Consider the following 26,642-nt stretch of genomic DNA (forward strand, 5'->3'; position numbering starts at 1 on the left):
CTGCGGTACCCGGGCCGAGCGGGTCTCCCTGCCCGCCCGGCCGCTGGCGGCCGCACCCACCAGTCAACGTTCTGATCACCGGTGCGGCGGGTGGCGTGGGCGGCGTCGCCGTCCAACTCCCCCGCCGCATCGTCGCCATCGCCCCCGCCTACGCCGCACCGATCGGCGAATGGCTTTCCGGCAGCGCCTCTGCCCGGGAACGCGTCATGCGCGGTCTCGACCCCGCCGACCGCGCCACGGTCATTGCCGCGCTGTACGCCTACGCGGCCGCCCTGGAGCAGGCAGGCGGCAAGTAATGGAGCGCGCAGCAGCGGGGTTGGCGGAGGCGGCATAGCGCGGCCACCCGGACGCTGACCCCCTTGGCTGACGCTGTCCGGAGCAGGATCAACTGGCGGCGGAGTCGCGGGCGGTGGCCGTCGTGGCGTCCGGGTGGATGGTGAAAACCTGGTCCAGGCCGATGATGCCCAGGATGCGGGCGGTGTTCGCGGGAACCGCGGCGAGGGTCATGTCGCCGCCGTGTTCGATAGCCAGACTCCGAACCGACAGCAGAGCGCTGATCCCGCTGGAGTCGCAGAAGTCCAGGCCGGCCAGGTCAAGGACCAGCAGTTGCCCCGCGGCGACCGCCAGGCCGTCTACGGCCCTGCGCAGTTCGGGTGCCGTCGCGTAGTCGAGGTCACCGGTGATCTCCAGGACGGGACCGGTGGCGGTGGCTCGGGCGGTGATCGTCAGAGGGTTCATGTCAGCTCGTCACTCGCGGTGGTGGGAAGCGGGGCGGGCATGCCGAGGGCGAGCAGGGCGGTGTCGTCGTCGAGCCCGTCGCCGAAGGAGGCGAGCAGCCCGCTCAGGGCGGTGATGAGAGCCTGCGGGCCCGTCGGCGGCTGGGCGGCGATGAAAGCACACAGAGCGTCCTCGCCGTACAGTTCACGGTCCGGCCCGGTGCGGGCCTCGGTCAGGCCGTCGGTGTACAGGAGCAGGGTGTCGCCGGGCAGCAGATCGGCGCGGGCGGCCGTGAACGGGGCCTGCGGCAGGACGCCGACGAGCAGGCCGCCCGGAGTGGGAACCCAGTCGGTGCTGCCGTCCGCGCGCTGGATCACCGCGGAGGGGTGTCCGCCGGAAGCCAGGTGCACGCCGACGTGGCCCTCATCGGTTTCCAGGACTCCGAAGACGGCGGTGCAGTAGCGGCCCTCGCCGCTGGCGTACCGCTCGTGCAGCACCGTGTTCAGGGTGGTGAGGACGGTGACCGGGTCGGCATCGTGCAGGGCGGCGGCGCGCAGGGTGTAGCGGGCCAGTGAGGTGACCGCGGCGGCTTGGGGCCCCTTGCCGCACACGTCCCCGAGGAAGAACGCCCACCGGCCGCAGTCCAGGGGGAACAGGTCGTAGAAGTCTCCGCCCAGCAGATCCGGGGATGCCGTGTGGTAATAGGAACCGGCCTCCAGGCCCGGGATCGTGGGCAGCTGCGAGGGCAGCAGGCTCTGCTGGAGAACGGCGAGCGCCTCCTGGAGCCGGACGCGATCAGCCTCCGCGCGCCGGCGGTCCGCTTCGGCCTGCCGGTGGGCTTCCTCAGCCTCCTCGCGGCCGCGCAGCAACTCCGCCTCGTAGGCGCGGCGGTCGCGGGCGTCGAAAACGGTGGTGCGGATCAGCAGGGGCTCACCGTCCTCGCTGGTCTTCACCTTCGAGGTGACCAATACCGGCATCCGCGCCTTTCCGGCGGCCCTGATGTCCAGGGCGATGCCGCTGACCTCGCCCTTCATCTGCAACAGCGGCGCGAAGTGCGTCTCGTGATAGAGCTTGCCCCCCACAGTGAGCAGATCGGTGAACCGCATCCGCCCCACCACCTGCGCACGGTCCATGCCCAGCCAGTCCAGCAGGGTGGTGTTGATCCTCGCGATGGTGCCGTCCATCAGCGTCGACAGATATCCGCACGGGGCCTGCTCGTACAGCTCTTCCGCGCTGTCCTCCAGCAGTGAGGTGAACACCGCGTCCGTGGTGTCCACGTCCTGCTCCTCGCCCGGCTCGGGCGCCTGGTCGGTCCTGCACATCACCGGCTTGTCCCGACGAACTCGATGATCGCGCCCGCGGTGGCCTGCGGCGCGCTCAGCTGCGGGCAGTGACCCGTCGCCTCCAGCGTGACCAGGCGGCTGCCGGGGATCGCCGCGTGGACGTAGGCGCCGACCTCCCGGGGCGCGATCACGTCCTGCCTGCATTCAAGGACCAGCGTCGGCGCCGTGACCGTCTTCAGGTCCTCGCGGCTGTCGGACAGGAACGTCGTGCGGGCGAAGACGCGAGCCATGTCCGGGTCGGTCGCGCAGAACGAGGCGGTCAGCTCCTGGCCGAGTTCCGGGCGGTCCGCGTTGCCCATGATGACCGGGGCCATCGCCGCCGACCAGCCCAGATAGTTCGACTCCAGCGACTCCAGCAGCTCGTCGATGTCCTCGGCGCTGAACCCGCCCCGGTAACCGTCGTCGTCGATGTAGCAGGGCGACGGCGCGACCATCACCAGCCGGGACAGACGCCGCGGGGCCTTCGCCGCGGCGAGCACCCCGACCATCGCGCTGACCGAGTGCCCCACGAACGTCGCGTCCCGCAGGTCCAGCTCCTCGCAGACTTCCAGTACGTCCCGCGCGTAGCCCTCCAGGGAGCTGTAACGCCGCTCGTCCCAGGCCGACGGGTCCGCCCGGCCGGAACCCACGTAGTCGAAGAGCACCACCCGGTAGCTCTCAGCCAATGCGGGAACCACCGTGCGCCACATGTTCTGGTCACAGCCGAACCCGTGCGCCAGCAGGAGCACCGGCCCGTCTGCACAGCCGGTGACGGTGACGTTGTTCCTGCGACGGATATCCATACCCGCCAGTTTCCCATCCCCCCGCCCCACCCCGGGCAGCGGCCCGAGGCCGTGGCGGACTGCGGGCCGCGGCTTCCATCACCGCCGTCCGGCGGAGCGCCGTGCGAAGGGGGGCTCCGATCCCGTTCCGCCCGGATCGGCCGCTCTGCTGTTCCCTGGCCGTCAGGGGCGAGAGCAGCCATTGGTCCGCGTGAACGCCTGAGGGCACCGCAGGAGCCGAGACGTCGACACAGGGTCGCGGCTCGTGCCGTGCCGTCAGCGGAGGCTTGCCCCCCTGCGGCTCAGACAGGGGCTCCGTCGGCGACGCTCGGTGTGGCGTCATGGGCGAGGTCGACCGGCGGCAGGTCGCGTACCTCGTCCTTGGTCAAGCTGAGCCGGACGTCGCCGGTGACGCTGACGACCGCGTCGATGGGGATCGCGACGCGTCGCTTTCCCCACAAGTGGCCCTCGTCCAGCAGCACATGGCTGACGTGGTAGTCACCGGTGTCCACGGCCAGGCCCTGGACCCGGCCGATCTCACCGTCGGTCGCGTGCACGGCGTCACCCCGGCGGATCTCCACCTCGCCGGTGGGAATACGGTCCCGCGTGATGAGGCGCGGCCCCGGAACCGGGAGAACCGGCCTCATGGCGACCGCGCCTGTCCCCATACCGAGTCCGTAGTAGGGGAGAGCGAAAATCTCGCCGCCCGCATAGCCCCACTCATTGTCCGGTGCGGGCACAAAATGCTTCTCGTCGGCGCTCGACAGAGCCTCGAACTCGGCCGTGGTGCAGTGCAGTGCGATCCGTGCGGCGGACTGGTCGATCAGACCGACAGGTACGAGGCGGCCGGCCGCGTGGTGGTACTTGGGCTCGATCACCAGGTGAGTGAGGGTTCTGGCGACCGGGTCGACGACCACCCGGCGCAGGACCCCGAAGGCGCCGTCCTCGTCGGAGACTTCTGCGCCGATGGTGAAGGGCCTCGTCGTGAGTGTCATGGCTTTTCCTCGTTCCGCATCGTGTGCGGACGCCCAGTGACATCAGTGCGGGCGCCGGGGCGGTCGGTTGCGTACGTCGTACGTCCGGCCCCGCTGCGCAGTCTGTCCCGCGCTCCCGCGGTCCGCGCAGATGCCGAACGGCCCTTCCGGGGGCCGAAGGGTCCTGCTCGGCAGTTCCCGTCGATCCACCGTCGCGGATGGATGCGTCCGATGGGATTATCACCTCGGGCCATGGTCGACGTGGTCGAACGCCGCTACAGTTGCCGTGACGTCCGTGACCCCAGCGGCATACCGCACAGTCGATACGGACGTACCTGAGGCGAGTGAGACGATGATCCATCGCCCGACCATCCGAGTGCTTCCGAGCGAGCTTCCGGACCGGCCCTGTCGCCTCCGGACTGCGCTGTTGGCGTGGTTGCCTCCACTCGCGTAACCGGGCCGCATGCCTCGCCACAGGCTCCGCACCAGTGCCCGGGCACCGCGTGACCGGAGCGCGGCACCGCGCGGCATTCCTTCCGCAGGTTCGCTCAACTCGTGCTCAATTCAGCGCCCGCGCCCGGTGACCGGGACCCGCGCTTCGAAAAGAGGTCCGCAGTGACTCTGCGCAGAACGAAGCCGGCCGCCGCTTCCACCCGGAACCGCGAAACCGAGCGACTCCTCGCCCGCCGACGCTCGATCATCATCTGGTGCGACCGCCACCTGATCGCCATCCACGCCCTGTCAGCCCTGATGACGGACGATCCGGTCGTGGTCGAAGCCGCCATGGCCGAAGTGCTCGCCGCACCGGACTCCGTCATCACAACGCATCGGACGCGCTCTTCACCTGTCCCACCTCACGTCCCCCACATAAGGGACCGGTGCCCCGAAACGGCGTCAGTCGCGCTCGACCGGGTGGAGCTGGCGCTGGTGCTGATCGGTGACCAGAGCTGCGCCGACGCCTCGCAGCGGCTCGGAGTCTCCGAACGCTCCGTCAGCGTCCGCCTGAACGCGGGGTTGTCGGCCCTGTTCGCCCCGTGCGACGGCGACTCGGTCCGCTCCGTACTCCATGGTCTCCCGACCGTCCCCGTCCGCCGCGATTGACCCTGTCCGGCGTTGAGGTCGCAAGCGGACGAACCGGTCCCCCGACGGCGCGTCTCACCGCGGTTTTCCTGACGACCCCGCCGCGGCGGGATTCTGCCGCACGGCGATCCTGCGACCGGTGACCCGCCTGGGCACGATGGTGATCCGCCTCGAATGCGGTATCCGTGCCCGCCGCCTGTGCGGGCAGCGCGTCCGGTGCGGTTCTGAACGACACATTGCCCTGCGCAACCAGCTCCGCGACCCTCGTCTCCAGCGCGTTCGCCAACCGCGGCAGGAACGTGACGCCGGGCACAGCGGCCTCCTCCTCCACAAACTGGAGGTAGCCACCCGCGGAACCAGCCCGTCCGGCGACCTCCTCGCGACTCAGCCCGAACTGCTCGCGCCGCGGTCGCAGGAGGTCAGCCGGCCAAGGCCGTCGCCACGGGGGCCACGGGCGGGAGTTCGCTGTGCCGGGCTGTGGTGCGGAGCTCCGGAACCGTAACGACGGGGCAATGGGATTCCCTGACGCACGCGCGGGTCACCGGCCCGAGTTCGGTCGGCGAGCCGTCCCTGTACAGGCTCTGCCCGAGCGTCAGAAGCAGAGCGTCGTCGCTGTAGCGCAGGAGTACCGCGACCGGCGGCCCCTCGGCCAGCACCGCCCGCACGTCGGCGCCCGGATGGGCCATCCGGACTGCGGCCACCGCGACTTGGACCAGCCTCTGCCCGGACTCCCGGTCCTCGGCCGGTGTACGGCGCTCCGCCACGGTGGCATACGGCGCACGCCGACGTACCGACGGCTCCCAGGCGTGCACCGTCACCAGGGGCACCTTGCGTGCCTCCGCTTCCGCCACGGCCCATCGCAAGGCGGCAAGGGACGCACGGGAACCGTTCACCCCGACGACGATCGGCCGCGCTCCGGAAAATTCCCTCAGGTTGGTCTCTTGGATTCTCATAACTCCACGATGGTGCGGCGCCAGTACGGCGGCCAAGGGCCGACCGGCTCTCCGAAATGGATTTGCGGCCAGTCCTCAGGAGAATCCGGTGGACGCAGGGGGCCGCTGAGCCGGAGAGGAGGGACCACCCGGCCCTACCGACGACGATCTGGCGCGGCGACGATGCGGATATGAACTACAGGACGGCACAGACGAGTTGGACGAACGGGAGCGTCTGAGGGCTGCTGATACGACCTCCACCGGTCACATCCTCTCCGCCCGTCACGCACTGCCCGCGGTCCTGCCGGTCGATATGTCCTGGACCAGGAATCCGCCATCCTTTCTGAGGAGCAACGCAATGGCACTTCTGATTTTCCTTCTCGTCATCGTGGTCATCCTGGCCATCGTGGCCATCGCCATGGCGGTCAAGGTGATCAAGCAGTACGAGCAGGGAGTTCTGTTCCGGTTCGGGCGGCTGGTCGGTGCTCGTCCGCCGGGGCTGCGGTTCATCGTTCCGTTCGTCGATGTCCTGCACCGGGTGTCGCTGCGGACGGTCACCATGCCCATCCAGTCCCAGGGCATCATCACCCGGGACAATGTGAGCGTCGATGTGTCGGCCGTCGCCTATTTCCGAGTGGCGGACGCCGTGAAATCGGTGATCGCGATAGAGAACGTGAACACGGCGATCAATCAGATAGCGCAGACGACCCTGCGCAAGGTCGTCGGCCAGAACACCCTCGACCAGACGCTGTCGGAAACTGACCGGATCAATCTGGACATCCGCGAAATCCTCGATGTGACGACCACCGAATGGGGCGTCGAGGTCACCCTGGTCGAACTCAAGGACATCCAACTGCCCGACAGCATGAAGCGCGCGATGGCCCGCCAGGCGGAAGCCGAGCGGGAGAAGCGAGCGAAGATCATCAACGCCGAAGGCGAGTCGATGGCCGCCGCCGCGCTCGGCGACGCCTCGGACATCATGATGGACCACCCGCTGGCGCTCCAGCTCCGCAACTTGCAGAGCCTGGTCGAGATAGGCGTCGACAAGAACACGACCGTGGTCTTCCCCGCCCCCCTCATGAGCACCATCGGCGAGCTCGGATCCTTCCTCGCCCGTGAGAAGGCAGCCGCCGCGGCCCCCGTACCGCCGACCGGCATGGTGAAGACCGTCCCCGTCCCCGTACTGAACGGCTCCAACGCCAACGCATCGGTGTGATCGACCGGTAGCGGCAGCCCGACGTGGACCGCCGGACTGCCGCTGCCGAGCCCCCAGCGTGGGCCGTCGTGAACAGAGGCGAGGAGGAACTCAGTTGAGTACGCAGGTGCACGATGAGGCGTCCGGAGAAACCTCGCACCCGACGAGTACGCAGAAGACAGCGAAGAAGCGGCAGTTCGGACTGCCGACGGCCACCGCACTGGTCATCGGATCGGTGATCGGCACGGGAGTCTTCGCGCTGCCGAGTGCCTTGGCGCCGTACGGCCCGATCAGTCTGGTCGCGTTCGTCCTGGTCACCGTAGGCGCTCTGGCGCTGGCGTTCACCTTCGGGTCGCTGTCGAAGAGAGTGCCGGGTTCCGGCGGCCCGTATGTCTACGCCAGAGACGCCTTCGGGGACTTCGGCGGCTTCCTCAACGCGTGGTCCTACTGGATCACCGCCTGGGCCGGCAACGCCGCGATCGTCGTCGCGTGGGTCGGATACGTCGAGGTCTTCTGGAACACCGGGCACGCCAAGCTCTGGTCCGTCGTGATCGCCATGGCGGGTCTGTGGATACCCGCGGTCATCAATCTCTCCGGGGTGCGGAACATCGCCATCACGCAGAACGTCACGACCGTGCTCAAATTCATTCCCCTGCTGTTCATGGCCACCGTCGGGCTGCTGTTCATCAAGGCCCACAACTTCGGGCCGCTCAACCCGACCGGCACCTCGGCGACCGCAGCGATCTCGGCCGCCGCGGCCATCGCGCTGTTCAGCTACATCGGCATCGAGACCGCCTCGGTGGTGGCCGGCCGCGTACGTGACCCTCGGCGCAATGTCGGACGGGCCACGGTGCTGGGCACCATCGGCTGCGCCGTGGTGTACATCCTGGGCACGGTCACCGTGTTCGGCACGGTCTCCAACGCCGCCCTGCAGAAGTCCACAGCGCCGTTCACCGACTCGGCCGACGCCATCTTCGGCGGCCGTTGGGCCGGCCAGACCGTCGCCGTCGCGGCGATCATCTCCGGCCTGGGCGCTCTGATCGGCTGGACCCTGGTCGTCGGCGAAATGCCCATGGCAGCCGCGAAGGACCGCCTGTTCCCGGCGGTGTTCGCCCGCGGCCGACGCGGCATACCCGCGTTCGGCATCATCAGCTCGACCCTCCTCGCCTCGGTCCTGACCGTGGTCAGCTACACGCGCTTCGAGAAGGTCTTCACCACGCTCGTCCTGCTCTCCGTGGTCACCGCCGTCATCCCCTATCTGTTCAGCGCGGCCGCGCAGTTGTACTGGCTCCTCACGCGCGGCCGGCAGACCCACTGGCAGCACCTGGTCCGCGACTGCGGAGTCTCCGCGGTCGCCCTCGTCTTCTCCTTCTGGTCGCTGGCCGGCAGCGGGTACCAGGCCGTCTACTACGGCCTGTTCTGCGTCCTGCTGGGTCTGCCCGTCTACATCTGGCTGAAGTCGGGGCGGGGCGAGTACGGCGAGAGCCTCGTCGTGCCCTTCGACAGCGCCGCCCTTCCCGAGGTCCCTGAGACCCCGGTGGGCAGTCGGCTCACCCCGGCACCCGCCACCCGCACCACCGACACCGGGGAGATCCCGTCATGACGCGACCGACACAAGCTGTTCCCGCCGCCGAGCGCCCCGCCGACCGAGCCGCCGGGCAGACCAGGTCGACCCGCACGCCGGGAGTCCACTCCGAAGTCGGCCAACTGCGTGAAGCCGTTGTCCACCGTCCCGGGCTGGAACTCAGCCGCCTGACTCCCGGCAACTGCGACCAACTGCTCTTCGACGACGTGCTGTGGGCTGCCAGAGCCCGCGAAGAACACGACGCGTTCACCCAGGCCCTCCGCGACCGCTTCGTCACCGTGCACCATTTCGACGTACTGCTCGCCGAAACACTGGCCCTCCCCGAGGCCCGGGCGTTCGTGCTGGACCGCGTCTGCACGGCCGAGCAGGTCGGACCCACCCTGGCAGCCCCGTTGCGGGCGCTCGCCGACGACACCGACGCCGCGACACTGGCCGAGCTGCTCATCGGGGGCGTCACTCGCACGGACCTGTCACCGCTGCGGGTACGCAGCCTGCGCTGGCAGACCCTGGACCCCGACGACTTCGTACTGGCGCCCTTGCCCAACACGCTCTTCCAACGCGACAACTCCGCCTGGATATACGGCGGCGTCACCATCAACCCGATGGCCAAGTCCGCCCGGCAGCGCGAATCGCTGCACAGCAGGGCTGTGTACGACTTCCATCCGCTCTTCGCCGACCGCACGTTTCCCCGCTACTACGGAGACGACGACAGCAATCACCAGCCGGCCACCTTGGAAGGCGGTGACATCCACGTCCTGGGGCGAGGCGCCGTCCTGATCGGAATGGGAGAGCGCTCCACCCCCATGGGCGTGGAAATCCTGGCCCGAGAGCTCTTCCGGACCGGTCAGGCCACCACCGTCATCGCCGTGCAGCTCCCGAAGTCCCACGCGTTCATGCACCTGGACACCGTCCTGACCATGATCGACACGGACACCTTCGTCCGCTACCCCAACCTCGACCCGAAGGACATGCGCACCTGGGTGATCGAGCCGGCCGACCCGCACGAGGTCGTCGAGCACGACACCGCGGCGCTGCACGTGGAGCAGCGCGACGACCTCTTCGCCACCATCGCCGACGCCTTGGGCATCGAGAAACTACGCGTCCTGTCCGCCGAGGAGGACGCGCGAGCCGCCGAGCGCGAGCAGTGGGACGACGCCAACAATTTCCTCACCATCGCCCCCGGCATCGTCGTCGGCTACGAACGCAACACCGTCACCAACAGCATGCTGCGCGACAACGGCATCGAGGTCATCAGCATCCCCGGCAGCGAGCTGGGCCGAGGCCGCGGCGGAGCCCGGTGCATGACCTGTCCCACTCAGCGCGACGGCATCTGAACCGCCTCCGCCCCGCCCGCACGCCGCCGTACCGCTCAGAAACGAGGTCCGCCCCATGACGACGACCACCGCCCCGACCACCGCCTTTCGGCATCCCGGTTCGCTCCTGAAGGAGACCGACCTCGACAAGCAGCAGTTCCTCGCGCTGATCACGCGCGCGGCGCAGCTCAAGCGCGACAGGGCCGGCGGCACCGAACGGCCCGCGCTGGCAGGCCGGAACATCGCGCTGGTCTTTGAGAAGAGCTCCACCCGCACCCGCTGCGCATTCGAGGTCGCCGCACACCAGCAAGGCGCCCATGTCACCTACCTCGGGCCCGAGGGCTCCCACATCGGTCGTGAGGAGTCGGTACGCGACACGGCGCGGGTGCTGGGCCGGATGTTCGACGGCATAGAGTTCCGCGGTTTCGCCCAGGACACCGTGGAGCAGCTCGCCGACCATGCCGGCGTCCCCGTATGGAACGGGCTCACCGACTCCTGGCACCCGACCCAGACGCTGGCCGACGTGCTCACCATGACCGAGCACCACCCCGGCCCCATGTGGCAGATCGCGTACTGCTTCCTCGGGGACGGCCGCAACAACGTCGCCCGTTCGCTTCTCGTCACCGGCGCCCTGCTGGGCATGGATGTGCGGATCGCGGCGCCGCGCGAACTGTGGCCCCCCGACGACGTCATCGCCACCGCCCGGAACCTCGCCACGAACAGTGGCGCGCGCGTCCTGGTGACCGAGGACGTCGAGCAGGCCACAGCGGGCGCCGACTTCGTCTACACCGATGTGTGGGTCAGCATGGGCGAGTCCGACGAGCAGTGGAAGACGCGCATTCCGCTGCTCCTGCCGTACCGCGTCACCGAGAAGGTCGTGCTCGGCTCCGGCAAGCCCGACACCAAGTTCCTGCACTGCCTGCCCTCGGTCCACGACAGCAGCACACCACTCGGTCAGCGCCTCAACGACCAGTACGGGCTCACCGGCGCCGAGGTCACCGACGAGGTCTTCGAATCCGCTCGATCGATCGTCTTCGACCAGGCGGAGAACCGCCTGCACACCATCAAGGCCGTCCTCGTCGCCGCGCTGGGTGACTGAGGTGCGCATCGTCGTCGCCCTCGGCGGCAACGCGCTCCTGCGTCGTGGCGAGAAGCCCGATGCCGCGCTCCAGATCGGTCACATCCGCGCCGCGGCTGAGGCCCTCGCCCCGCTCGCCGCCGAGAACGAACTGGTCATCTGCCACGGAAACGGACCGCAGGTCGGCATGCTCGCGCTCGAAAGCGAGAGCGACACCTCGTTGACGCGCCCCTACCCGCTGGACGTACTCGTCGCCCAGACCCAGGGAATGATCGGCTACTGGCTGGTCCAGGAACTGCGCAACGCCGGGGTGACCAAGCCGATCCTCAGCATCGTGACCCAAACGGTCGTGGACGCGGAGGACCCGGCCTTCGCCAGACCGACGAAGTTCGTCGGACCGGTCTACGACCAGCCGCAGGCCCGCCTGCTCGCCGAACTCCACGGCTGGGACATCGCCCCCGACGGCGGACGCTGGCGACGCGTCGTGTCCTCGCCCCACCCGCAGCGCGTCCTCGAACAGGGCACCATCACCCACTTGCTCAGGCAGCAGTCCGTGATCATCTGCGGTGGCGGCGGCGGAGTACCGGTCACCGAAGACGACGCCGGACGGATCCACGGCGTGGAGGCCGTCGTCGACAAGGACTTCACCGCGGCGCTGATCGCCATCAAGGTGAACGCCGACCGGCTGCTCGTCCTCACGGACGTGCCGGGCGTGATGGAACACTTCGGCACACCCCAGGCGATGCTGCGCAGGCGGATCAATGTGGACGACATGAGCCGGATATCCGTCCCTGACGGCTCCATGGGCCCCAAACTCACCGCCTGCGCCCGATTCGTCACCGCGACCGGCCGGAAAACGGCCATCGGCTCGCTGTCCCAGGCCGCCGCGGTCCTGAACGGCAGCGCCGGGACCACCATCGCCGAACACCGGCTCGGACAAGTGGACGCGCATTCCCGAAACGGTGGCCGCCGCGCCTCGGTGGACGGGTGACTCGAAGGAAGAGCGGACGGTCGGCTGAGACCGAACAAAGGGCATGACCCGCACAATTCGAGCTTGAGGTCCGAGCTTGAGACCCGAGCTTGAGATCCGAACGCAAACGATCAGCAGGAGTTCCGATGAAAGATCTGCCCGTGGACCAGACCGACCGGATCGTCGTGGGAGTGGACGCCTCCCCCGGGTCCGAGGCCGCGCTGCACTGGGCGATGGAGTACGCCCGACAGGTGGGGGCGTCGCTCTCGGCGGTCGCCGCATGGCAATACCCCAGCATGTACGGATACTCCTGGGGCTACCTGCCGTCCATGCCCGACGGCGGAAACTTCGCCATTTCGGCCGAGAAATGCCTGGAAGAAACCGTCGCGCGCGTCGTGAAGAACCAGAACGGCAGCATGGTCCAGGTGGCAACCCACTCGGTGGAGGGGCACCCGGCACAAATCCTCACTGACGCCGCACGCGACGCCCGGCTGCTGGTGGTGGGAACCCGGGGACACGGCACCCTCGCCGGCGTCCTGCTCGGTTCCGTCAGCCAGCACTGCGTCCAACACGCGTCCTGCCCCGTCGTAGTCGTTCCGCAGCCGGTCGCGACCAGCGACCCGGCCGACGAATGACCTCGCAGGAAGCAGGTGATCCCACCTCGATCAACCGCGCCCGCACGCCGCAGAACCGGCACCAGCTTCCCGAACTGGCGCGGGCTCAGCCCCGGTGACCGGGACTATCCAGGACGGCTCGCCGATCTGCGTTGGTTCGCCCGAACAGGGCGGGGCCTGCAGATGTCAGACCCGCGGGCGTACGAGGCGCAGCTCGCCTCGATCGCGAAAGCCAGGGCTCGGGAGAACGACGTTGCTGAAGCCCAGGCCCGGAGGATGCCCGAGCCCCAACTCCATTCTGCCGGGGCGCGGGGGCGGCAGCGCCGCAGGAGCTTCACCGGCCTCGACGTGTACGGGCTGCCGCCTGCGGTGCGGCTACTCGTTGCCGTGCGCACCCGGCCCGGTGGGACCGGAACATCTGGCGCGGCTGCGCGAGCGCGGCGAGGTGACCCATGGGATCGAAACTTTCGGTGCCTCGGACGTGCTCAGAAGTCGTGCAGCCATTACCTCGACCAGCAATAGTTTCCGAAACTTCTCCGAAAGTGTTGACACGTTTCGCGGGCGTTTCCACACTGAGTCCCCGAGGCGACGGCCCTGCCGACTCGGTGGAGCCGGAACGGTCGACGCCTACGAATCCGCGGGCGTGTCCCGCGTGTCCCCCCACGTTCTGTGAATCGGTTACGGAGGCTCTGCGATGAGCACAAAGGCCATACCCCCACCCCCGCCCGGGACCCGACGACGGCTCAGCCGTGTCCACCGGGCCGTCGTCGCCGTCGCGACCGGCTCGGTCGTGGCGGCCACGGCGGTCCTGATGGCGGCGGCTCCCTCGGGCGCCGCCGCGACGTCCCTCGGCGCGGCAGCCGCGCAGAGCGGGCGGTACTTCGGCACCGCCATCTCCTCGGGCAAGCTCGGCGACTCGGCCTACACGACGATCGCCGACCGCGAGTTCAACATGGTGACGGCCGAGAACGAGATGAAGATCGACGCCACCGAGCCCCAGCAGGGCCAGTTCAACTTCAACGGCGGCGATCAGGTCTACAACTGGGCCGTACAACACGGCAAGCAGGTACGCGGCCACACCTTGGCCTGGCACAGCCAGCAGCCGGGCTGGATGCAGTCCCTCAGCGGCAGCGCGCTGCGCCAGGCGATGATCAACCACATCAACGGCGTGGTAGGTCACTACAAGGGCAAGCTCGCGCAGTGGGACGTGGTGAACGAGGCGTTCGCCGACGGCGGTTCCGGTGGACGACGCGACTCCAACCTCCAGCGCACCGGCAACGACTGGATCGAGGTCGCCTTCCGGACGGCGCGGGCGGCCGATCCGAACGTGAAGCTCTGTTACAACGACTACAACATCGAGAACTGGAACGACGCCAAGACACAGGGCGTCTACAACATGGTCAAGGACTTCAAGGCCCGCGGCGTTCCGATCGACTGCGTCGGCTTCCAGTCCCACTTCAACAGCGGCAGCCCGTACAACAGCAACTTCCGTACCACGCTCCAGAGCTTCGCCGCTCTCGGCGTCGACGTGGCCATCACCGAGCTGGACGTCCAGGGCGCGTCGCCGACCACGTACGCCAACATCACCAACGACTGCCTGGCGGTCTCGCGTTGCCTCGGCATGACGGTATGGGGCGTCCGGGACAGCGACTCGTGGCGCAGCCAGGACACGCCGTTGCTGTTCGACAGCAGCGGCAACAAGAAGGCCGCGTACACAGCCGTCCTGAACGCTCTCAACGCGGCCGGAGGTGGCACGACCACGCCTCCCACCACGCCTCCCACCACACCTCCGACCACTCCTCCCACGACCCCGCCGGGCGGCGGAAGCAACGGTCAGATCAAGGGGACGGGTTCGGGGCGGTGCCTGGACGTGCCCAACTCCACGACGACCGACGGCACGCAGGTCCAGTTGTGGGACTGCTCCGGCGGCAGCAACCAGAAATGGACCTTGACGTCGGACGGCGAACTCAAATCCCTCGGCAAGTGCCTGGACGCGGCCGGCACCAGCAACGGCGTCAAGGCGCAGATCTACTCCTGCTGGGGCGGCGCCAACCAGAAGTGGCGCCTGAACTCCGACGGCTCCATCGCCAGCACCCAGTCGGGACTCTGCCTGGACGCGGTCGGCACCGGGACCGCCAACGGCACCCAGATCCAGATGTACTCCTGCTCCGGCGGCAGCAACCAGAAATGGACATGGGCCGGCAACTGATCGCGCCCCGCTTCATCCGATGAGGTGAGGGACGTCTTCCGGCGCCATGGGGCCGCGCCGGAAGACGTCCCGTCGCGTGGACGGACGGGGGCCCGCGCGGCGCCCGGAGCGCGGTCGCCGAAGGGGCCATTCGTGATCCGCCGGACAGAACCTAGGCCCGGTGGCGGCGCCTGTCGCGCGGATGCGGGCGCGATCGGGTAGTCAGGAACAGTGGACAAGGACGCGACCGACCCCTTCGTGCATGTCCGGGGCGCCAGTGAGAACAATCTGCGGAACATCGATGTCGACGTTCCGCGGGACGCGATGGTCGCCTTCACCGGCGTCTCCGGTTCGGGCAAGTCCTCGCTCGCGTTCGGCACCCTCTACGCGGAGGCCCAGCGGCGCTACTTCGAGTCCGTGGCACCGTACGCCCGAAGGCTGTTGCAACAGGTCGGCGCTCCGCATGTGCGGGAAATCACCGGACTGCCACCGGCCGTCGCCCTGCAGCAGCGACGCGGCTCCCCCAGCTCGCGCTCGACGGTCGGCACCATCACGACGCTGTCCAATCTGCTGCGCATGCTGTACTCCCGCGCCGGCACCTACCCCCCGGGGGCCGTGCGGCTGGAGGCCGAGTCGTTCTCACCCAACACCGCGGCAGGCGCCTGCCCGCAGTGCCACGGGCTGGGCGTCGTGCACGACGTCGCCGAGGACCTGCTGGTCCCGGACCCCTCGCTGAGCATCCGCGAGGGGGCGATCGCCGCCTGGCCGGGCGCCTGGCAGGGCGCCAACCTGCGCAGTGTCGTGAGCGGCCTGGGGATCGACATCGACCGGCCGTGGCGCAGGCTCAGGAAGAAGGACCGGGACTGGCTGCTGTACACGGACGAGCAGCCCTCCGTGTACATCCAGCCGCAGGAGGACCGCGTCGACTACGGCTATCAGGGCACGTTCTGGAGCGCGCGCAAGCACGTCATGCACGTCCTCGCCGACTCCAAGAGCGACAAGATGCGCGAACGGGCGCTCCGGTTCGTCAGGAGTGTGCCCTGCCCCGAGTGCCACGGCAGCGGACTGCGGCCCGAGGCAATCGCGGTGACCTTCGCCGGACGTTCCATCGCAGAGATCAACGCGATGCCGCTCACCGAGGTCGTGGCGCTGCTGCGGCCCGTCGTGGGGCGGTCCGAGGCCGACGCCACCACGTCGACCGCCCGGTCCGGGGAGACGACCGAGGCCGCGGTCCGGATCTGCGGCGATCTCGTCGCGCGGATCGACGTACTGCTCGACCTGGGCCTGGGATATCTCAGCCTCGGGCGCCGCTCGACGACCCTGTCGCCCGGCGAGGCGCAGCGCCTGCGGATCGCCACCCAACTGCGCTCGGGGCTGTTCGGCGTCGTCTACGTCCTCGACGAGCCCTCCGCCGGGCTGCACCCGGCCGACGCGGAACCGCTGCTGGACGTGCTGGACCGCCTCAAGGCGGCGGGCAATTCGCTGTTCGTCGTGGAGCACGACATGGACGTCGTGCGGCGGGCGGACTGGGTGGTGGACATCGGCCCCGGCGCGGGTGAGGGCGGCGGACGCGTGCTGTACAGCGGCCCGGTCGCCGGTCTTGAGCGGGTCGCGGAGTCGGCCACGAGCCAGTACCTGTTCGGGCGCGCCCAGCCGCTCGAACACCGCCCGCGCACACCGCACGGCTGGCTGCGTCTGAGCGGCGTCTCACGCCACAATCTGCGCGATGTGTCCGTCGACGTGCCGCTGTGCGTGCTGACGGCGGTGACGGGTGTGTCCGGTTCCGGGAAGTCGACGCTGGTGACGCAGGTGCTCGCCGAGGTCGTCCGCGGCCACCTCGGGCTCGTACCCGAGGAGCCCGACGAGGCGGAGCTGGAGGTCGACGTCCAGGACGCGTCGGGGGTCGAGTCGTTCGACCGGCTGGTCCGGGTCGACCAGCGGCCCATCGGCCGGACTCCCCGGTCCAACCTGGCCACGTACACGGGGATGTTCGACGCGGTGCGCAGGCTGTACGCGGGGACGGAGGAGGCCAGGGCGCGCGGCTACTCGGCCGGGCGCTTCTCCTTCAACGTGCCCGAAGGGCGGTGCGAGACCTGCCAGGGCGAGGGATTCGTCGCGGTGGAGCTGCTGTTCCTGCCCGGCACCTACGCGCCGTGCCCGACCTGCCGGGGCGCCCGCTACAACGCCGAGACGCTGGAAGTCACCTACCGCGGCAAGAACATCGCGCAAGTGCTGGGAATGTCCGTCGACGACGCCGCCGGGTTCCTGTCCGCCGTCCCGGCCGCCTCCCGCAGTCTGGAGACGTTGCGCGAGGTGGGACTCGGGTACCTGCGGCTGGGGCAGCCCGCGACGGAACTCAGCGGCGGCGAGGCGCAACGCATCAAACTGGCCACCGAATTGCAGCGGGCCCGCCGCGGGCACGCGCTCTACCTGCTCGACGAGCCGACGGCGGGGCTGCACCCCTCGGACATCGCGCTGCTGCTACGACAGCTGCACCGGCTCGTGGACGCCGGCAACACGGTCGTCCTCGTCGAGCACGACCTCGACACGATCGCCACCGCCGACTGGGTCATCGACCTCGGACCGGGCGGCGGCGACGCGGGCGGGCGGGTGGTCGCGGCGGGCCCGCCGGACAAGGTGGCGAAGGCCCGCGGCAGCGCCACCGCGCCCTACCTCGCGGCCCGCCTCGCGCGCTCCTGACGACGGCGCGAAGCGCTGACCACCGGCGCTTCAGCCGCGTCGGTGCTCGGGGCGGGCGAGCCGGGTCAGGGAGGCGACGACCAAGGCTTGCACGCCGGTGTCCAAGGTGGGCTGAAGGACCGGGGCGAAGCGGGCGCTGTGGTTGACGGGGATGTCCTGGGCGACGGTGCCGCGCCGCTCGGCCGCACGGTAGGCGTCGGGGTCGGTGCAGCCGATGCCCCAGTAGGTGTACGGGGTGCCGAAGGCGTCAGGGACGCGGCTGAAGTCCTCGCTGGCGCTCTGCAACGCGCTGGTACGGGCCCGCCCGCCGAAGTAGGCGGTGAACGCGGCGGAGACGTCGGCGGTGACGGCCTCGTCGTTGACGGTCGGCGGGAAACGGCCGCCCTCTTCGTACTGCGGGTCCCGGGTCGCGCGGGAGGCGTCGCACTCGGCTGTGACGATGCGCCGCACGGCGGCCAGGACGGCTTCACGGGTGCCTTCGTCGTAGGTGCGCATATTGAGCTGGATCTCGGCCGTGTCCGGGATCACGTTGCCGGTCGTACCGGCGTGGACGGAACCCACGGTCAGTACGGCGGGCTCGGTCGCGGCCAGCTCTCGGGAGACGATCGTCTGAAGGCGGACCACGATCATCGATGCCATGACCACCGGGTCGATCGCGGCCTGGGGAGCGGAGCCGTGGGCACCCCGGCCGTGGACGGTGATCTTCAGATTGTCCGCCGCCGAGAGGAACGACCCGGAGCGGGTGCCCAGGGTCCCGGCGGGATAGGGCAGTACGTGCTGGGCGAACGCCACGTCCGGGCGGGGGACGCGGTCGGCGAGACCGTCGGCGAGCATGCGGTCGGCGCCGTCCCCGGGTTCTTCCGCGGGCTGGAACAGGGCGACGAGCGTGCCCTGCCACGACGTCGGGGAGGCCGCCATCAGCCTGGCCGCGCCCAGCAGACAGGTGACGTGCATGTCGTGGCCGCAGGCGTGGGCCACGGGGACGTCCCGGCCGGACTCGTCCGTGGCGGTGGCCGTGCTGGCGTACGGGAGACCGGTGTCCTCGCGGACCGGCAGCGCGTCCATGTCGGCCCGCAGCAGGACGACCGGCCCGTCGCCGTTGGCGAGTACGCCGACCACGCCGGTGCCGCCGACACCCGCGTGCACCCTGTAGCCCCACTCCGTCAGGCGCTCGGCCACCCGGGTCGCGGTCCTGTGCTCCTGGTGGCCCAGCTCGGGATGGGCGTGCAGGTCCCGGTAGACGTCCTCCAGCTCGGAACGGATTTCCGGCAGTCCGGCCAGGACGACGTCCGCGGGAGCCGCCGTACCGGTGGAATCGTCGATCGCCACAGCCGCCAGCTCCTCGCCGATGGGGGTTGCCCGGATGGTCGACCTGCTGGTCGACCAGCTCGATGACCCGACGGTAACCCGGCCCCTGCCGTGCTGCCTGACCTGGCATTCGTGATCACCGCTGCCGGGCGACCCGGGGCCGCCCGCCGCCCGCGTACCCGCACCGGCCGCCTTCCGCCTTCCACGGGCGCGCCACGACGCGCGGACGGCCGTGTACGCACGCGTCGGCTCGGCGTCGATCAGACCGTGATCGGGCGGGAAGGGCCGTGACCGAGCGGGCAGGGCCGTGACCCGCGTGCGAAAATGGCCCTACGATCGCGCCACGGTCCGCAAGGCCCACGCGATCCACGACGCATCCCTTCTGCCGACCCGATCGACGCACTGGGAGGCTCTCGGTGAGCGAACGTCGCAATGGATGGCCGACGCTGGTCCACGAGGACATGGCGGCCATGGTCGGATACGTCAACCGGGTGGTGCAGGTCGCGGGCAAGTACACCCTCGACGAGCCCTTCGAGGTCGGCTGGGGAAACGTCGTCCTCGACGTCACTCCCCGCGGGCTCAGGACGCCGACGTTCCGGCGGCGAGGGGTGACCTTCGCGGTGCACTACCGCCTGCTCGACGGTGACGTGGTCGTCGAGGCCGACGCGGGCTCGCGGACGGTGCCCTTGTCGGACGGATCAGTCGCCGCGTTCTACGCGGCGTTCCGCGACGCGGCGGCCGAGCTGGGCATAACCCGGCCGCGTACTTCGCTGATCTGCGAGATTCCGGATTGCGAGCCGACCTTCGAGGACGATCACGTCGAACGCGCCTGGGATCCCGGCGTCGCCCGGCTGATGTGGCAAGCGCTGAACCTCGCCGCCGGCGGACTCGAAACGTGGCAGGCGCCCTTCCTCGGGCACCGCCCCCGGGTCGGGGTGATGTGGGGCGGCTTCGACCTGTCCGCGACGCGGCACCGGGCGCGGCCCACCGATCCGCCGCCCGATCGTCCGGCGTTCATGCAGAACGCCCAGCTCCGGGAGTACGTGGCGGTGGGATTCTCCTTCGGGGACGCCACAGCGCCCGGCGCCGGTATGTACGCCTACATCTGGCCTCAGCCGGACGGCCTCGACGGCCGTTCCTGGGGTGTCGACGGGGCGGTCTGGAATCCCGACGCCGGTCTGGTTCTCCTGCCGTGGGACAGGCTCAGGGAGACCGCCGACCCGCACCAGGCCATCGTGACGTTCGGTGACGCCGTCTACGACGCCGCCGTCGGGCTGTCGGGCTGGCCGTCCGACCTCATCGGGCCCCGCGTCGACGGCTGGTACATGAGCCGGACGCGGCCGGACGCCGTCCGGGTCCAGCGCCCCTGAACCGAGCTGGTTCGGCCGACCACGACGCGGGCGCCCGGGCAGCCCTTCGCGGCGGACACGATGGGGACACCTCAGGATTCGGGAATGATCTTGATCGCGCTGGACCACTTCAGTCCGAGCCGGTCCTGGAGCGTCATGTGCAGGAACTGGAACGCCTCCAGTTCCAGGGCGCGGCGCAGCGGTCCGGCGTCGAGGGGGCGCAGGCCGCCGCTCGTGACGAATTCGGTGACGGTCGCCCGTGCGTCGTCGTCATCCGTGGCGATGAACACGTCCAGAGGCTGACCGGCCACTTCGCCGGCCACGAGCGTGGTCGCGAACGTCGTGTTGAACGCCTTGACGAAGCGGGCCTGCGGAGCCTCGGCCGCGACGAGGCTGACTGCGGCCACGCCGGGCGGGGTGACGAGCGAGTCGAAGGTGGAGAAGTCGACGGGGTTGCAGATGTCCACGACGACCTTGCCCGCGAGGGCCCGGGCGTGTTCACGGGCCACCGTCTTCGCCGCTTCGAACGGCAGGGCGAGCACGGTGATGTCCGCGCCGTCCAGCGCGTCGAAGTCCGCGCCGCTCGCGTCCGCGCCGAGGTCGGCGGCGAGGGCGTCCGCCTTGGCCCGGTTGCTGTCCACGAGACGGACCCGGTGGCCGCCCGCGAGGGCGCGGGTGGCGATGCCGCGGGCCATGTTGCCCGCACCGACGATCGTGATCTGCATGGCTGACTCCTTCTTCCGTCAAGGCCGACGAGGGCCGCGACCGAGCGCCCGGAGAGGGGTATACGGCTGGCACCGTCCGGCTCCGTGCTCGGGGCGCGCGGCGACCGGCTCATCACGGTCGAGTGCGGCCAGAGCACACCGGGCCGTACGCACCCCGCGGCACCGGTCGCGGCCGAGGCGACGCTGCTCCGGTCCCGCCATGGTGCGGCGCCCTCTGAAAAGCCCAGCTCAGGACGGTCCCGAGAACGTCGGCGACTCTGTCATCCTGCGGGAAGCGGCGGACGCCCGCATCCGGAGCGGTGACCCGAGACAAGCCCCCGCGGCGTGACGCCAGGGTGCCCGATGTGTCAGTGGTGACCGTGGGCGGTGTCGGACGCTCCGCCGAACAGGCGGCCCACGGCCCGGAACGGCAGGGACACCACCGTGGCGACAGCGCTGCCGATCTTTCCGAGTACATCTGCGATGGCCTTGAACATGGCTCACCCTCCTTCGGTACGCGGTGCCGTTGTCCGGCACCGCGTGTGGAGCCTCACCTGGTCCCCTACCCGGATAGTGGCCACCCATGGGCTCTCCCGCTCATTCTCATGGGAACTGTCCACGCGACGGTGTAGGACGGCCCCCGCGGGGCATCCGGATGCGTACGCCACTGTCCCGGGTGAGGCTGTGAATGCGTACGAGTCGTCACCGAGGGAGGCCACCACACATGCGGAGCACCACGCGGCAGGACGGGCCCGCCACCGCTCCACCGGCGACCGCTCCTGATCCGGCGGCACACGACGCGGCGACGGGTCTTCCCGTCGCGGCGGCGGCCCGGGAGTCGGCGGAGCGTTTCGCGGAGCTGGTGGCCGCTCTGACGTCGGGAGCGCTGGACTGCCCGTTGCCGGGCTCGGGTCGTACGGCGGAGCGCTTCGCCGTCCTCACCTCGGTGGCCGAGCGGGATCTGTGCGCGGCCCGGCTCTTCGAAGGACACGTGGACGCGGCGGCGATCCTGGCGGAACTGGACGCGCCGCCGCCCCGGCCGGGAGAGCGGTGGGGCGTGTGGGCGGCCGAACCGCCGGGCGAAGGACTGCACGCCACCCGTGACCGCGAAGGCTGGGTGCTGACCGGGCTCAAGCAGTACTGCTCGGGAGCCCACAGCTGCACCCACGCGCTGGTCACCGCGGCGACGGAGCGGGGAAAGCGGCTGTTCGCGGTACGGACGGGGGTGGCCGACGGCTGCCGCCCGGTGCCGGGCACCTGGCAGGCCGTCGGGATGGCCGGGAGCGACACCCCTGACGTGCGCTTCGACCATGTGCCCGGTGTGCCGGTCGGCGACGTCGGCGGCTATCTGAAGCGGCCGGGGTTCCAGCACGGCGGTATCGGCGTGGCCGCCTGCTGGTACGGCGGGGCCCGCGCCGTCGCCGACGTTCTGCTGCGCGCCGCCGCCGATCGCGGCCCCGATCCGCACACCGACGCGCACATGGGCGCGGTCGACATGCTGCTCCATGCCGCGGCGGCCGTGCTGAAGCAGGCCGCAGCGGAGATCGACGGCGATCCTTCCGACACCGGCGGCACCGCGCGGATGCGGAGCCTGCGCACCCGCGCGTTCGTCGAGTCCGTGTGCGCCGACGTCCTCACGCACGTGGGACGGGCCACCGGCGCCGGTCCGCTGTGCCACGACGAACGCCACGCCCGGAACACCGCTGACCTGACCGTGTACATCCGCCAACACCACGCCGAGCGCAACCTCGCCGAACTGGGCGGCCTCGCCGCCCGCAAGGAGCCGTCGTGAGCGAGCAACCAGGCCCGTCGCCCGCATACGCCAACCCCATCCAGGCGCCGGGCACCGACGAGGCGCTCTGGCGGGACTGGGACGGCTGGCGCGCGCTTCCCGAGCTGCGGCTGCCCGAGGCGGGAAGGGTGGTCGTGGTGGCCGCGCATCCCGATGACGAAGTGCTGGGCGCCGGCGGGACGATGGCGATGCTGGCGGACGCGGGGACCGCCCTCACCGTGGTCTCCGTCACCGACGGGGAGCAGTCGCACGCCGACAGCAAAGCCGTCACGCCCGGGCGGCTGACACAGCTGCGCGCCGAAGAACTCCGCCAGGCCCTCGCGGCGTTGGGCACGGGCGCGGCCCACGTCGTCCGGCTGCAAGTGCCGGACACCCGGGTGGCCTTCCACGAGGACGAGATCGTCAAGGCACTCGTCCCGGTGCTGGAGGGCGCCTCGTTGTGCCTCGCGCCGTGGATCGGCGACGTCCACGGTGACCACGAAGCCGCAGGACGGGCCGCGCTCGCCGCCGCCGCGCAGGCGTCCGTGCCCTGCCTGATGTATCCCGTGTGGATGTGGCACTGGGCGCGCCCCGGCGACCCGCGTGTCCCGTGGCCTTCCGCGCACCGGGTCACCCTGCCCGCGGACGTCCAGGCCCGCAAGCGCGCCGCGGTCGCCCGTTTCGCCACCCAGGTCGAGCCCATCGGCCCCGCGCCGGAGGACGCCGCGGTCCTGCCGCCTGACGAGGTGGCCCACCACCTCCGCGCGCACGAGGTGATGTTCCAGTGAGCCGGACGAACGCGGCGAGTACGCCCGCCGCCTACTTCGAGACGATGTACGGCGGGGGCGAGGACCCCTGGCACCTCGCCGAACGCTGGTACGAGCGGCGCAAGTACGACATCACCGTGGCCGCGCTCCCCCTGCCGCGCTACCGCCGGGCCTTCGAACCCGCGTGCTCGGTCGGTGAGTTGACTCGCCGACTGGCGACCCGTTGCGACGAGGTACTCGCCTGCGACCGGGTCGCGTCCGCCGTGGCGACCACTCGGCAACGTACCGCCGCAGCAGAGAATGTGACGGTGCGTCAGCTCACACTGCCCGACGAGTGGCCGGACGGCTCCTTCGATCTGGTCGTGCTGTCCGAAGTGCTCTATTACTTCGCCGCTCCCGATCTCGACATGCTTCTGGACCGGGCCCGGACGGCGTTGGAGCCCGGCGGGCATCTCGTCACCGTGCATTGGAACCACCCGGTGCCCGAACACCTGTGGACGGGCACCGAGATCGCGGACCGCGTGACCGGCCTGCCCGGGCTGTCACTGCTCGCCGATCACCGCGAGGCCGACTTCGTCCTCCAGGTCCACGGCCGTGACCTGGCCGACGGGAGCAGCCCGCCCGGTCCCGCCGAGCGCGAGGGTCTGGTGTGAGGGTCGAGGCCATCGCCGTCGTCATCCCGGCGCACAACGAGGAGGCGCTCCTGCCCGCCGCGCTGGAGGCGGTCGCGGCTGCCGCGCGCCACCCCGCACTCGCCGCCGTGCGGATTCGCACGGTCGTCGTCGCGGACTCCTGCCGTGACGGCACGGCCCGGATCGCGCACCGGGCCGGAGCCCTCGTGGTGCCGGTCGGCTTCCGCAGTCCGGGCCGGGCGCGCGCCGAGGGCGCCGAGCACGCGCTGGCGGAGATCGCCGTCCCGCACGAGCGGGTGTGGCTCGCCACCACCGACGCCGACAGCGCCGTACCCCCGCACTGGCTGGCACACCACAGCGCTCTCGCCCGTGACGGGTGGGACGCGGTGGTCGGCACCGTGACCGTGCCGACGGCGACCGCCCTCACCGTCCGGCACCAGCTCAGCTACGAAGCCACCCGTCCGACCGACGGCGCCCACTGGCACCACCCCCATGTCCACGGCGCCAACCTGGGCCTGAGTGCCAGCGCCTACCGCGATGTGGGCGGGTTCCCGCCGCTCGACGTCGGCGAGGACCACGCACTGGTCGCCGCGCTGGTCGGCCGCGGTCATCGCGTCCTGCGCACCTCGGCCGCCCCTGTCATGACCTCGCCCCGTCTGCACGGCCGCGCCCGCGGCGGCTTCGCGGACTTCCTCGCCGCGCAGGCCGAACACACCGCCCGCAGCGAACCGGCGAGCTGACCGGCGCGGCGTATCGGCCAAGGGGTCCGTGGGACCACCGACGAGCGGCACCGCTGGCACCCGCGACAGCGCGGGGACCTCTCACCGCCACGCCATCGGGTGACGCGGCTCAGCCAGCCGGGTGACAGCGGCCACCGCGGGCTGCCGCCGGGCGGGCCGGTGCTCCAGGATCGGTGCCGCCGCCGTCTCCGGCGGGCCGCGCGTCGACCGCGCGCCCGTGACGCGCGATCAGATCGACCACGGCTGTTCGAGGAGTCCCACCCCATGCGTTCACGCGTCATCGCCATCATGGCCGCCGCTGCCGCCGCCACGGCGGCACTCGCGCAACCCGCCCACGCCGCCCCGCTCGTCGACGGGGTCTACCGTTTCGCGGCCCTCAAGGACGGCATGTGCCTGACCTGGCCCAAAACGAAGGCGCGTATCGGCATGGTGGCGCTGGGCGCCTGCACGGACACCGCCTCCACGTCGGCGAACTGGCAGGTACGGCAACGCCCCAACGGAACCATGGAGGTCTCCACACCGGACTCCGACCCGCGCACCTGCCTGGGCCTGACGACGGACTACCACGTGAAGGTCACCGACGCCTGCTCCGACAAGTACGCCGAGTGGACCGTCTCCTACGGCTCCGCAGGACCCGGCAGCGTCGTCTGGGCCGACATCGAGCACACCCCCAGCGACCACTCCAACTCGTGGGGGAAACTCGTCGACAGCCCCGACGTCACCGGCCGCATCGTGGTGCGGCAAGCCCCCATCGACCCGCACTACTGGGCTTTGCAGCCGGCCGGATGAGACCTGTCCCGCACCGGCCGTCCACCGGGGCCCGGCCGGCAAGGCGCTGCCGCCTTCCTCCGACGGACGCTGCGCCGCGTCGCTGGCCGAGCTCCTCCGGGCCGGTCACGAGGTCGTCATCGTCCACGGCGCGCTCCCGCCGAGACCCAGGCCGTCACCGGATCGCGCTTGGTACGCGCGCTGGAATCCGTGCTCGTCGGCCGTACCGTGGTCGCGCTCGTGACCCACGCCCAGGTCGGCGCCCACGACCCGCAGGTGAGCCTGCCGGACCGGCCCCGCGTACGCCCGCAGGCCGTTCCCGAGGCTCAGGTCGTCCGGGAACTGCTGGCCGACGGCACTGTGGTGGTCTGCGGCGGCGGCATCCCCGTCATGCGGGAACGCGGCACCGCGCGCCTGCGGACCGTACCGGTGACGGTGGACCCGGATCGGACGGCCGCGCTGCTGGCCGTCGAACTGGACGCGGACATCCTGCTGTTCCTCACCGGCGCCACGCACCTGTTCGCCGCGGGAGGACACGGCCGCCCCAGGCCGCTGCTGCGGCTGACCCCCGACGAACTGTCCGGCGTACGACGGGAGGACGCGCCGCGGGCCCATGGGCCCGCCGAAGCGCACCGGGCCGAAGAACCACCGGTACGGCCGCACGGCGGCTCACCGTGCCCGAGACGAGGTTCGGATCTGTACCGGACAGCCCTCAGCCGTGGGAGATCTCGGCCACCTCGACCACTTCGGAGCCCTCGCGACGCATCCGTTCGCTCCCCCAGACGCCGAGCGGCCCGAGCGCCTGATTGAGCGTGCGCCCGTGCTCGGTCAGGGAGTACTCCACCCGCGGCGGCACCTCGGCGAAGACCTTCCGGTGCACCAGTCCGTCCTCCTCCATCTCGCGCAGGTGCTGCGTCAGCATCTTCTCGCTCACTCCGGGCAGTCCGCGACGGAGCTCGGCGAAGCGGCGCACACGATGGGCGTCAAGTTCCCAGAGGATGAGTCCCTTCCACTTGCCGCTCACCACGTCGAGCGCGGCGTCGATGCCGCAGATGTAAGGCCCGCACCTCGGCGCCCTCGCCATCGCTGATCCCCTTACTAAAAGGTAAGTACCGCAGAAAATAGTGGGTACTTCCCAGATTAGTGGCCCTCT

The 26,642-nt window shown here is 70.4% G+C and carries 27 protein-coding genes; 17 read left to right on the top strand and 10 right to left on the bottom strand.

Annotation, left to right across the window (positions count from 1 at the left end; translation table 11 throughout):
• Positions 1-95: 95 nt before the first annotated feature.
• Positions 96-296 carry a hypothetical protein gene (locus ACIOC1_RS15180; protein WP_401854518.1) on the top strand — a complete coding sequence of 67 codons (201 nt, stop codon included), beginning with the start codon at positions 96-98 and terminating at the stop codon, positions 294-296.
• Positions 297-384: 88 nt separating this feature from the next.
• On the opposite strand, the gene ACIOC1_RS15185 is transcribed toward ACIOC1_RS15180, so the two are convergent.
• From ACIOC1_RS15185 to ACIOC1_RS15200, 4 genes are all read right to left on the bottom strand, one after another.
• Complete coding sequence (locus ACIOC1_RS15185; RefSeq protein WP_391047940.1) at positions 385-738, bottom strand: anti-sigma factor antagonist; 354 nt, start codon at positions 736-738, stop codon at positions 385-387.
• Positions 735-2,039: a PP2C family protein-serine/threonine phosphatase gene (locus ACIOC1_RS15190; protein ID WP_401854521.1), complete on the bottom strand. Its 1,305-nt coding sequence runs from the start codon at positions 2,037-2,039 to the stop codon at positions 735-737. Before ACIOC1_RS15190 ends, ACIOC1_RS15185 begins: the two co-directional genes overlap by 4 nt.
• Positions 2,039-2,842, bottom strand: coding sequence for an alpha/beta fold hydrolase (locus ACIOC1_RS15195; protein WP_401854522.1), 804 nt, complete (start codon positions 2,840-2,842; stop codon positions 2,039-2,041). Before ACIOC1_RS15195 ends, ACIOC1_RS15190 begins: the two co-directional genes overlap by 1 nt.
• A gap of 281 nt (positions 2,843-3,123) precedes the next feature.
• On the bottom strand, positions 3,124-3,816 hold the full coding sequence (locus ACIOC1_RS15200) for a PRC-barrel domain-containing protein (RefSeq protein WP_401854523.1): 693 nt from the start codon (positions 3,814-3,816) through the stop codon (positions 3,124-3,126).
• A 594-nt stretch (positions 3,817-4,410) separates the two neighbouring features.
• Here ACIOC1_RS15200 and ACIOC1_RS15205 point away from each other — a divergent pair.
• The gene (locus ACIOC1_RS15205) at positions 4,411-4,896 is read left to right on the top strand and encodes a hypothetical protein (protein ID WP_401854525.1); all 486 of its coding nucleotides are present in this window, start codon (positions 4,411-4,413) and stop codon (positions 4,894-4,896) included.
• Here the strand turns inward: ACIOC1_RS15205 and ACIOC1_RS15210 are convergent.
• Both ACIOC1_RS15210 and ACIOC1_RS15215 read right to left on the bottom strand, forming a co-directional pair.
• A complete protein-coding gene (locus tag ACIOC1_RS15210; RefSeq protein ID WP_401854897.1) occupies positions 4,787-5,389 on the bottom strand; it encodes a helix-turn-helix domain-containing protein in 603 nt (200 codons plus the stop codon). The two genes, ACIOC1_RS15205 and ACIOC1_RS15210, sit on opposite strands and share 110 nt — an antisense overlap.
• Positions 5,295-5,828: a universal stress protein gene (locus ACIOC1_RS15215; protein WP_401854527.1), complete on the bottom strand. Its 534-nt coding sequence runs from the start codon at positions 5,826-5,828 to the stop codon at positions 5,295-5,297. The genes ACIOC1_RS15210 and ACIOC1_RS15215 overlap by 95 nt, the downstream gene beginning before the upstream one ends.
• A 337-nt stretch (positions 5,829-6,165) precedes the next feature.
• Between ACIOC1_RS15215 and ACIOC1_RS15220 the strand changes: the two genes are divergently transcribed.
• The 8 genes from ACIOC1_RS15220 to uvrA all read left to right on the top strand — a co-directional run bounded on the left by ACIOC1_RS15220 (position 6,166) and on the right by uvrA (position 17,450).
• Entirely contained in the window at positions 6,166-7,023 is an 858-nt protein-coding gene (locus ACIOC1_RS15220) for an SPFH domain-containing protein (protein ID WP_391047955.1), read from the top strand.
• Between the two features lie 94 nt (positions 7,024-7,117).
• Positions 7,118-8,605 carry an APC family permease gene (locus ACIOC1_RS15225; RefSeq protein WP_401854529.1) on the top strand — a complete coding sequence of 496 codons (1,488 nt, stop codon included), beginning with the start codon at positions 7,118-7,120 and terminating at the stop codon, positions 8,603-8,605.
• Positions 8,602-9,921 carry an arginine deiminase gene (locus tag ACIOC1_RS15230; protein WP_391047958.1) on the top strand — a complete coding sequence of 440 codons (1,320 nt, stop codon included), beginning with the start codon at positions 8,602-8,604 and terminating at the stop codon, positions 9,919-9,921. Before ACIOC1_RS15225 ends, ACIOC1_RS15230 begins: the two co-directional genes overlap by 4 nt.
• 55 nt (positions 9,922-9,976) lie before the next feature.
• On the top strand, positions 9,977-10,999 hold the full coding sequence (gene argF / locus ACIOC1_RS15235; RefSeq protein ID WP_391047961.1) for an ornithine carbamoyltransferase: 1,023 nt from the start codon (positions 9,977-9,979) through the stop codon (positions 10,997-10,999).
• Positions 10,992-11,969: a carbamate kinase gene (locus tag ACIOC1_RS15240; RefSeq protein ID WP_401854531.1), complete on the top strand. Its 978-nt coding sequence runs from the start codon at positions 10,992-10,994 to the stop codon at positions 11,967-11,969. Before argF ends, ACIOC1_RS15240 begins: the two co-directional genes overlap by 8 nt.
• A 125-nt stretch (positions 11,970-12,094) precedes the next feature.
• A complete protein-coding gene (locus tag ACIOC1_RS15245; RefSeq protein ID WP_401854533.1) occupies positions 12,095-12,583 on the top strand; it encodes a universal stress protein in 489 nt (162 codons plus the stop codon).
• A gap of 673 nt (positions 12,584-13,256) precedes the next feature.
• On the top strand, positions 13,257-14,771 hold the full coding sequence (locus ACIOC1_RS15250; protein WP_401854535.1) for an endo-1,4-beta-xylanase: 1,515 nt from the start codon (positions 13,257-13,259) through the stop codon (positions 14,769-14,771).
• A 210-nt stretch (positions 14,772-14,981) separates the two neighbouring features.
• On the top strand, positions 14,982-17,450 hold the full coding sequence (gene uvrA / locus ACIOC1_RS15255) for an excinuclease ABC subunit UvrA (protein ID WP_401854537.1): 2,469 nt from the start codon (positions 14,982-14,984) through the stop codon (positions 17,448-17,450).
• Positions 17,451-17,480: 30 nt separating this feature from the next.
• On the opposite strand, the gene ACIOC1_RS15260 is transcribed toward uvrA, so the two are convergent.
• Positions 17,481-18,779, bottom strand: coding sequence for an amidohydrolase (locus ACIOC1_RS15260; protein ID WP_401854539.1), 1,299 nt, complete (start codon positions 18,777-18,779; stop codon positions 17,481-17,483).
• A 395-nt stretch (positions 18,780-19,174) separates the two neighbouring features.
• Between ACIOC1_RS15260 and ACIOC1_RS15265 the strand changes: the two genes are divergently transcribed.
• The gene (locus tag ACIOC1_RS15265; RefSeq protein WP_401854541.1) at positions 19,175-20,128 is read left to right on the top strand and encodes a DUF5996 family protein; all 954 of its coding nucleotides are present in this window, start codon (positions 19,175-19,177) and stop codon (positions 20,126-20,128) included.
• A 71-nt stretch (positions 20,129-20,199) separates the two neighbouring features.
• On the opposite strand, the gene ACIOC1_RS15270 is transcribed toward ACIOC1_RS15265, so the two are convergent.
• Positions 20,200-20,832, bottom strand: coding sequence for an NAD(P)-binding domain-containing protein (locus tag ACIOC1_RS15270; RefSeq protein WP_391047979.1), 633 nt, complete (start codon positions 20,830-20,832; stop codon positions 20,200-20,202).
• 347 nt (positions 20,833-21,179) lie between these two features.
• Positions 21,180-21,308, bottom strand: a complete 129-nt coding sequence (locus ACIOC1_RS15275; RefSeq protein ID WP_355335140.1) for an LPFR motif small protein — start codon at positions 21,306-21,308, stop codon at positions 21,180-21,182.
• A gap of 227 nt (positions 21,309-21,535) precedes the next feature.
• On the opposite strand from ACIOC1_RS15275, the gene ACIOC1_RS15280 reads away from it, so the two are divergent.
• The 6 genes from ACIOC1_RS15280 (at position 21,536) to ACIOC1_RS15305 (ending at position 26,299) form a co-directional block, all read left to right on the top strand.
• Entirely contained in the window at positions 21,536-22,603 is a 1,068-nt protein-coding gene (locus tag ACIOC1_RS15280) for an acyl-CoA dehydrogenase (protein WP_401854543.1), read from the top strand.
• Positions 22,600-23,370, top strand: a complete 771-nt coding sequence (locus ACIOC1_RS15285) for a PIG-L deacetylase family protein (protein ID WP_401854545.1) — start codon at positions 22,600-22,602, stop codon at positions 23,368-23,370. Before ACIOC1_RS15280 ends, ACIOC1_RS15285 begins: the two co-directional genes overlap by 4 nt.
• Before the next feature lie 44 nt (positions 23,371-23,414).
• Positions 23,415-24,002, top strand: a complete 588-nt coding sequence (locus tag ACIOC1_RS15290; RefSeq protein WP_401308156.1) for a class I SAM-dependent methyltransferase — start codon at positions 23,415-23,417, stop codon at positions 24,000-24,002.
• Positions 23,999-24,721, top strand: coding sequence for a glycosyltransferase (locus ACIOC1_RS15295; RefSeq protein ID WP_401854547.1), 723 nt, complete (start codon positions 23,999-24,001; stop codon positions 24,719-24,721). Before ACIOC1_RS15290 ends, ACIOC1_RS15295 begins: the two co-directional genes overlap by 4 nt.
• 264 nt (positions 24,722-24,985) lie before the next feature.
• Complete coding sequence (locus ACIOC1_RS15300) at positions 24,986-25,510, top strand: hypothetical protein (RefSeq protein WP_355335148.1); 525 nt, start codon at positions 24,986-24,988, stop codon at positions 25,508-25,510.
• A gap of 69 nt (positions 25,511-25,579) precedes the next feature.
• Positions 25,580-26,299, top strand: coding sequence for a hypothetical protein (locus ACIOC1_RS15305; protein ID WP_401854900.1), 720 nt, complete (start codon positions 25,580-25,582; stop codon positions 26,297-26,299).
• On the opposite strand, the gene ACIOC1_RS15310 is transcribed toward ACIOC1_RS15305, so the two are convergent.
• Positions 26,202-26,573, bottom strand: a complete 372-nt coding sequence (locus ACIOC1_RS15310; protein ID WP_355335155.1) for a helix-turn-helix domain-containing protein — start codon at positions 26,571-26,573, stop codon at positions 26,202-26,204. The two genes, ACIOC1_RS15305 and ACIOC1_RS15310, sit on opposite strands and share 98 nt — an antisense overlap.
• Positions 26,574-26,642 lie beyond the last annotated feature (69 nt).

Origin of the sequence: Streptomyces sp. NPDC088197, from assembly GCF_044741185.1 — a bacterium.
In the GTDB taxonomy this organism is placed as follows: Bacteria; Actinomycetota; Actinomycetes; order Streptomycetales; family Streptomycetaceae; genus Actinacidiphila.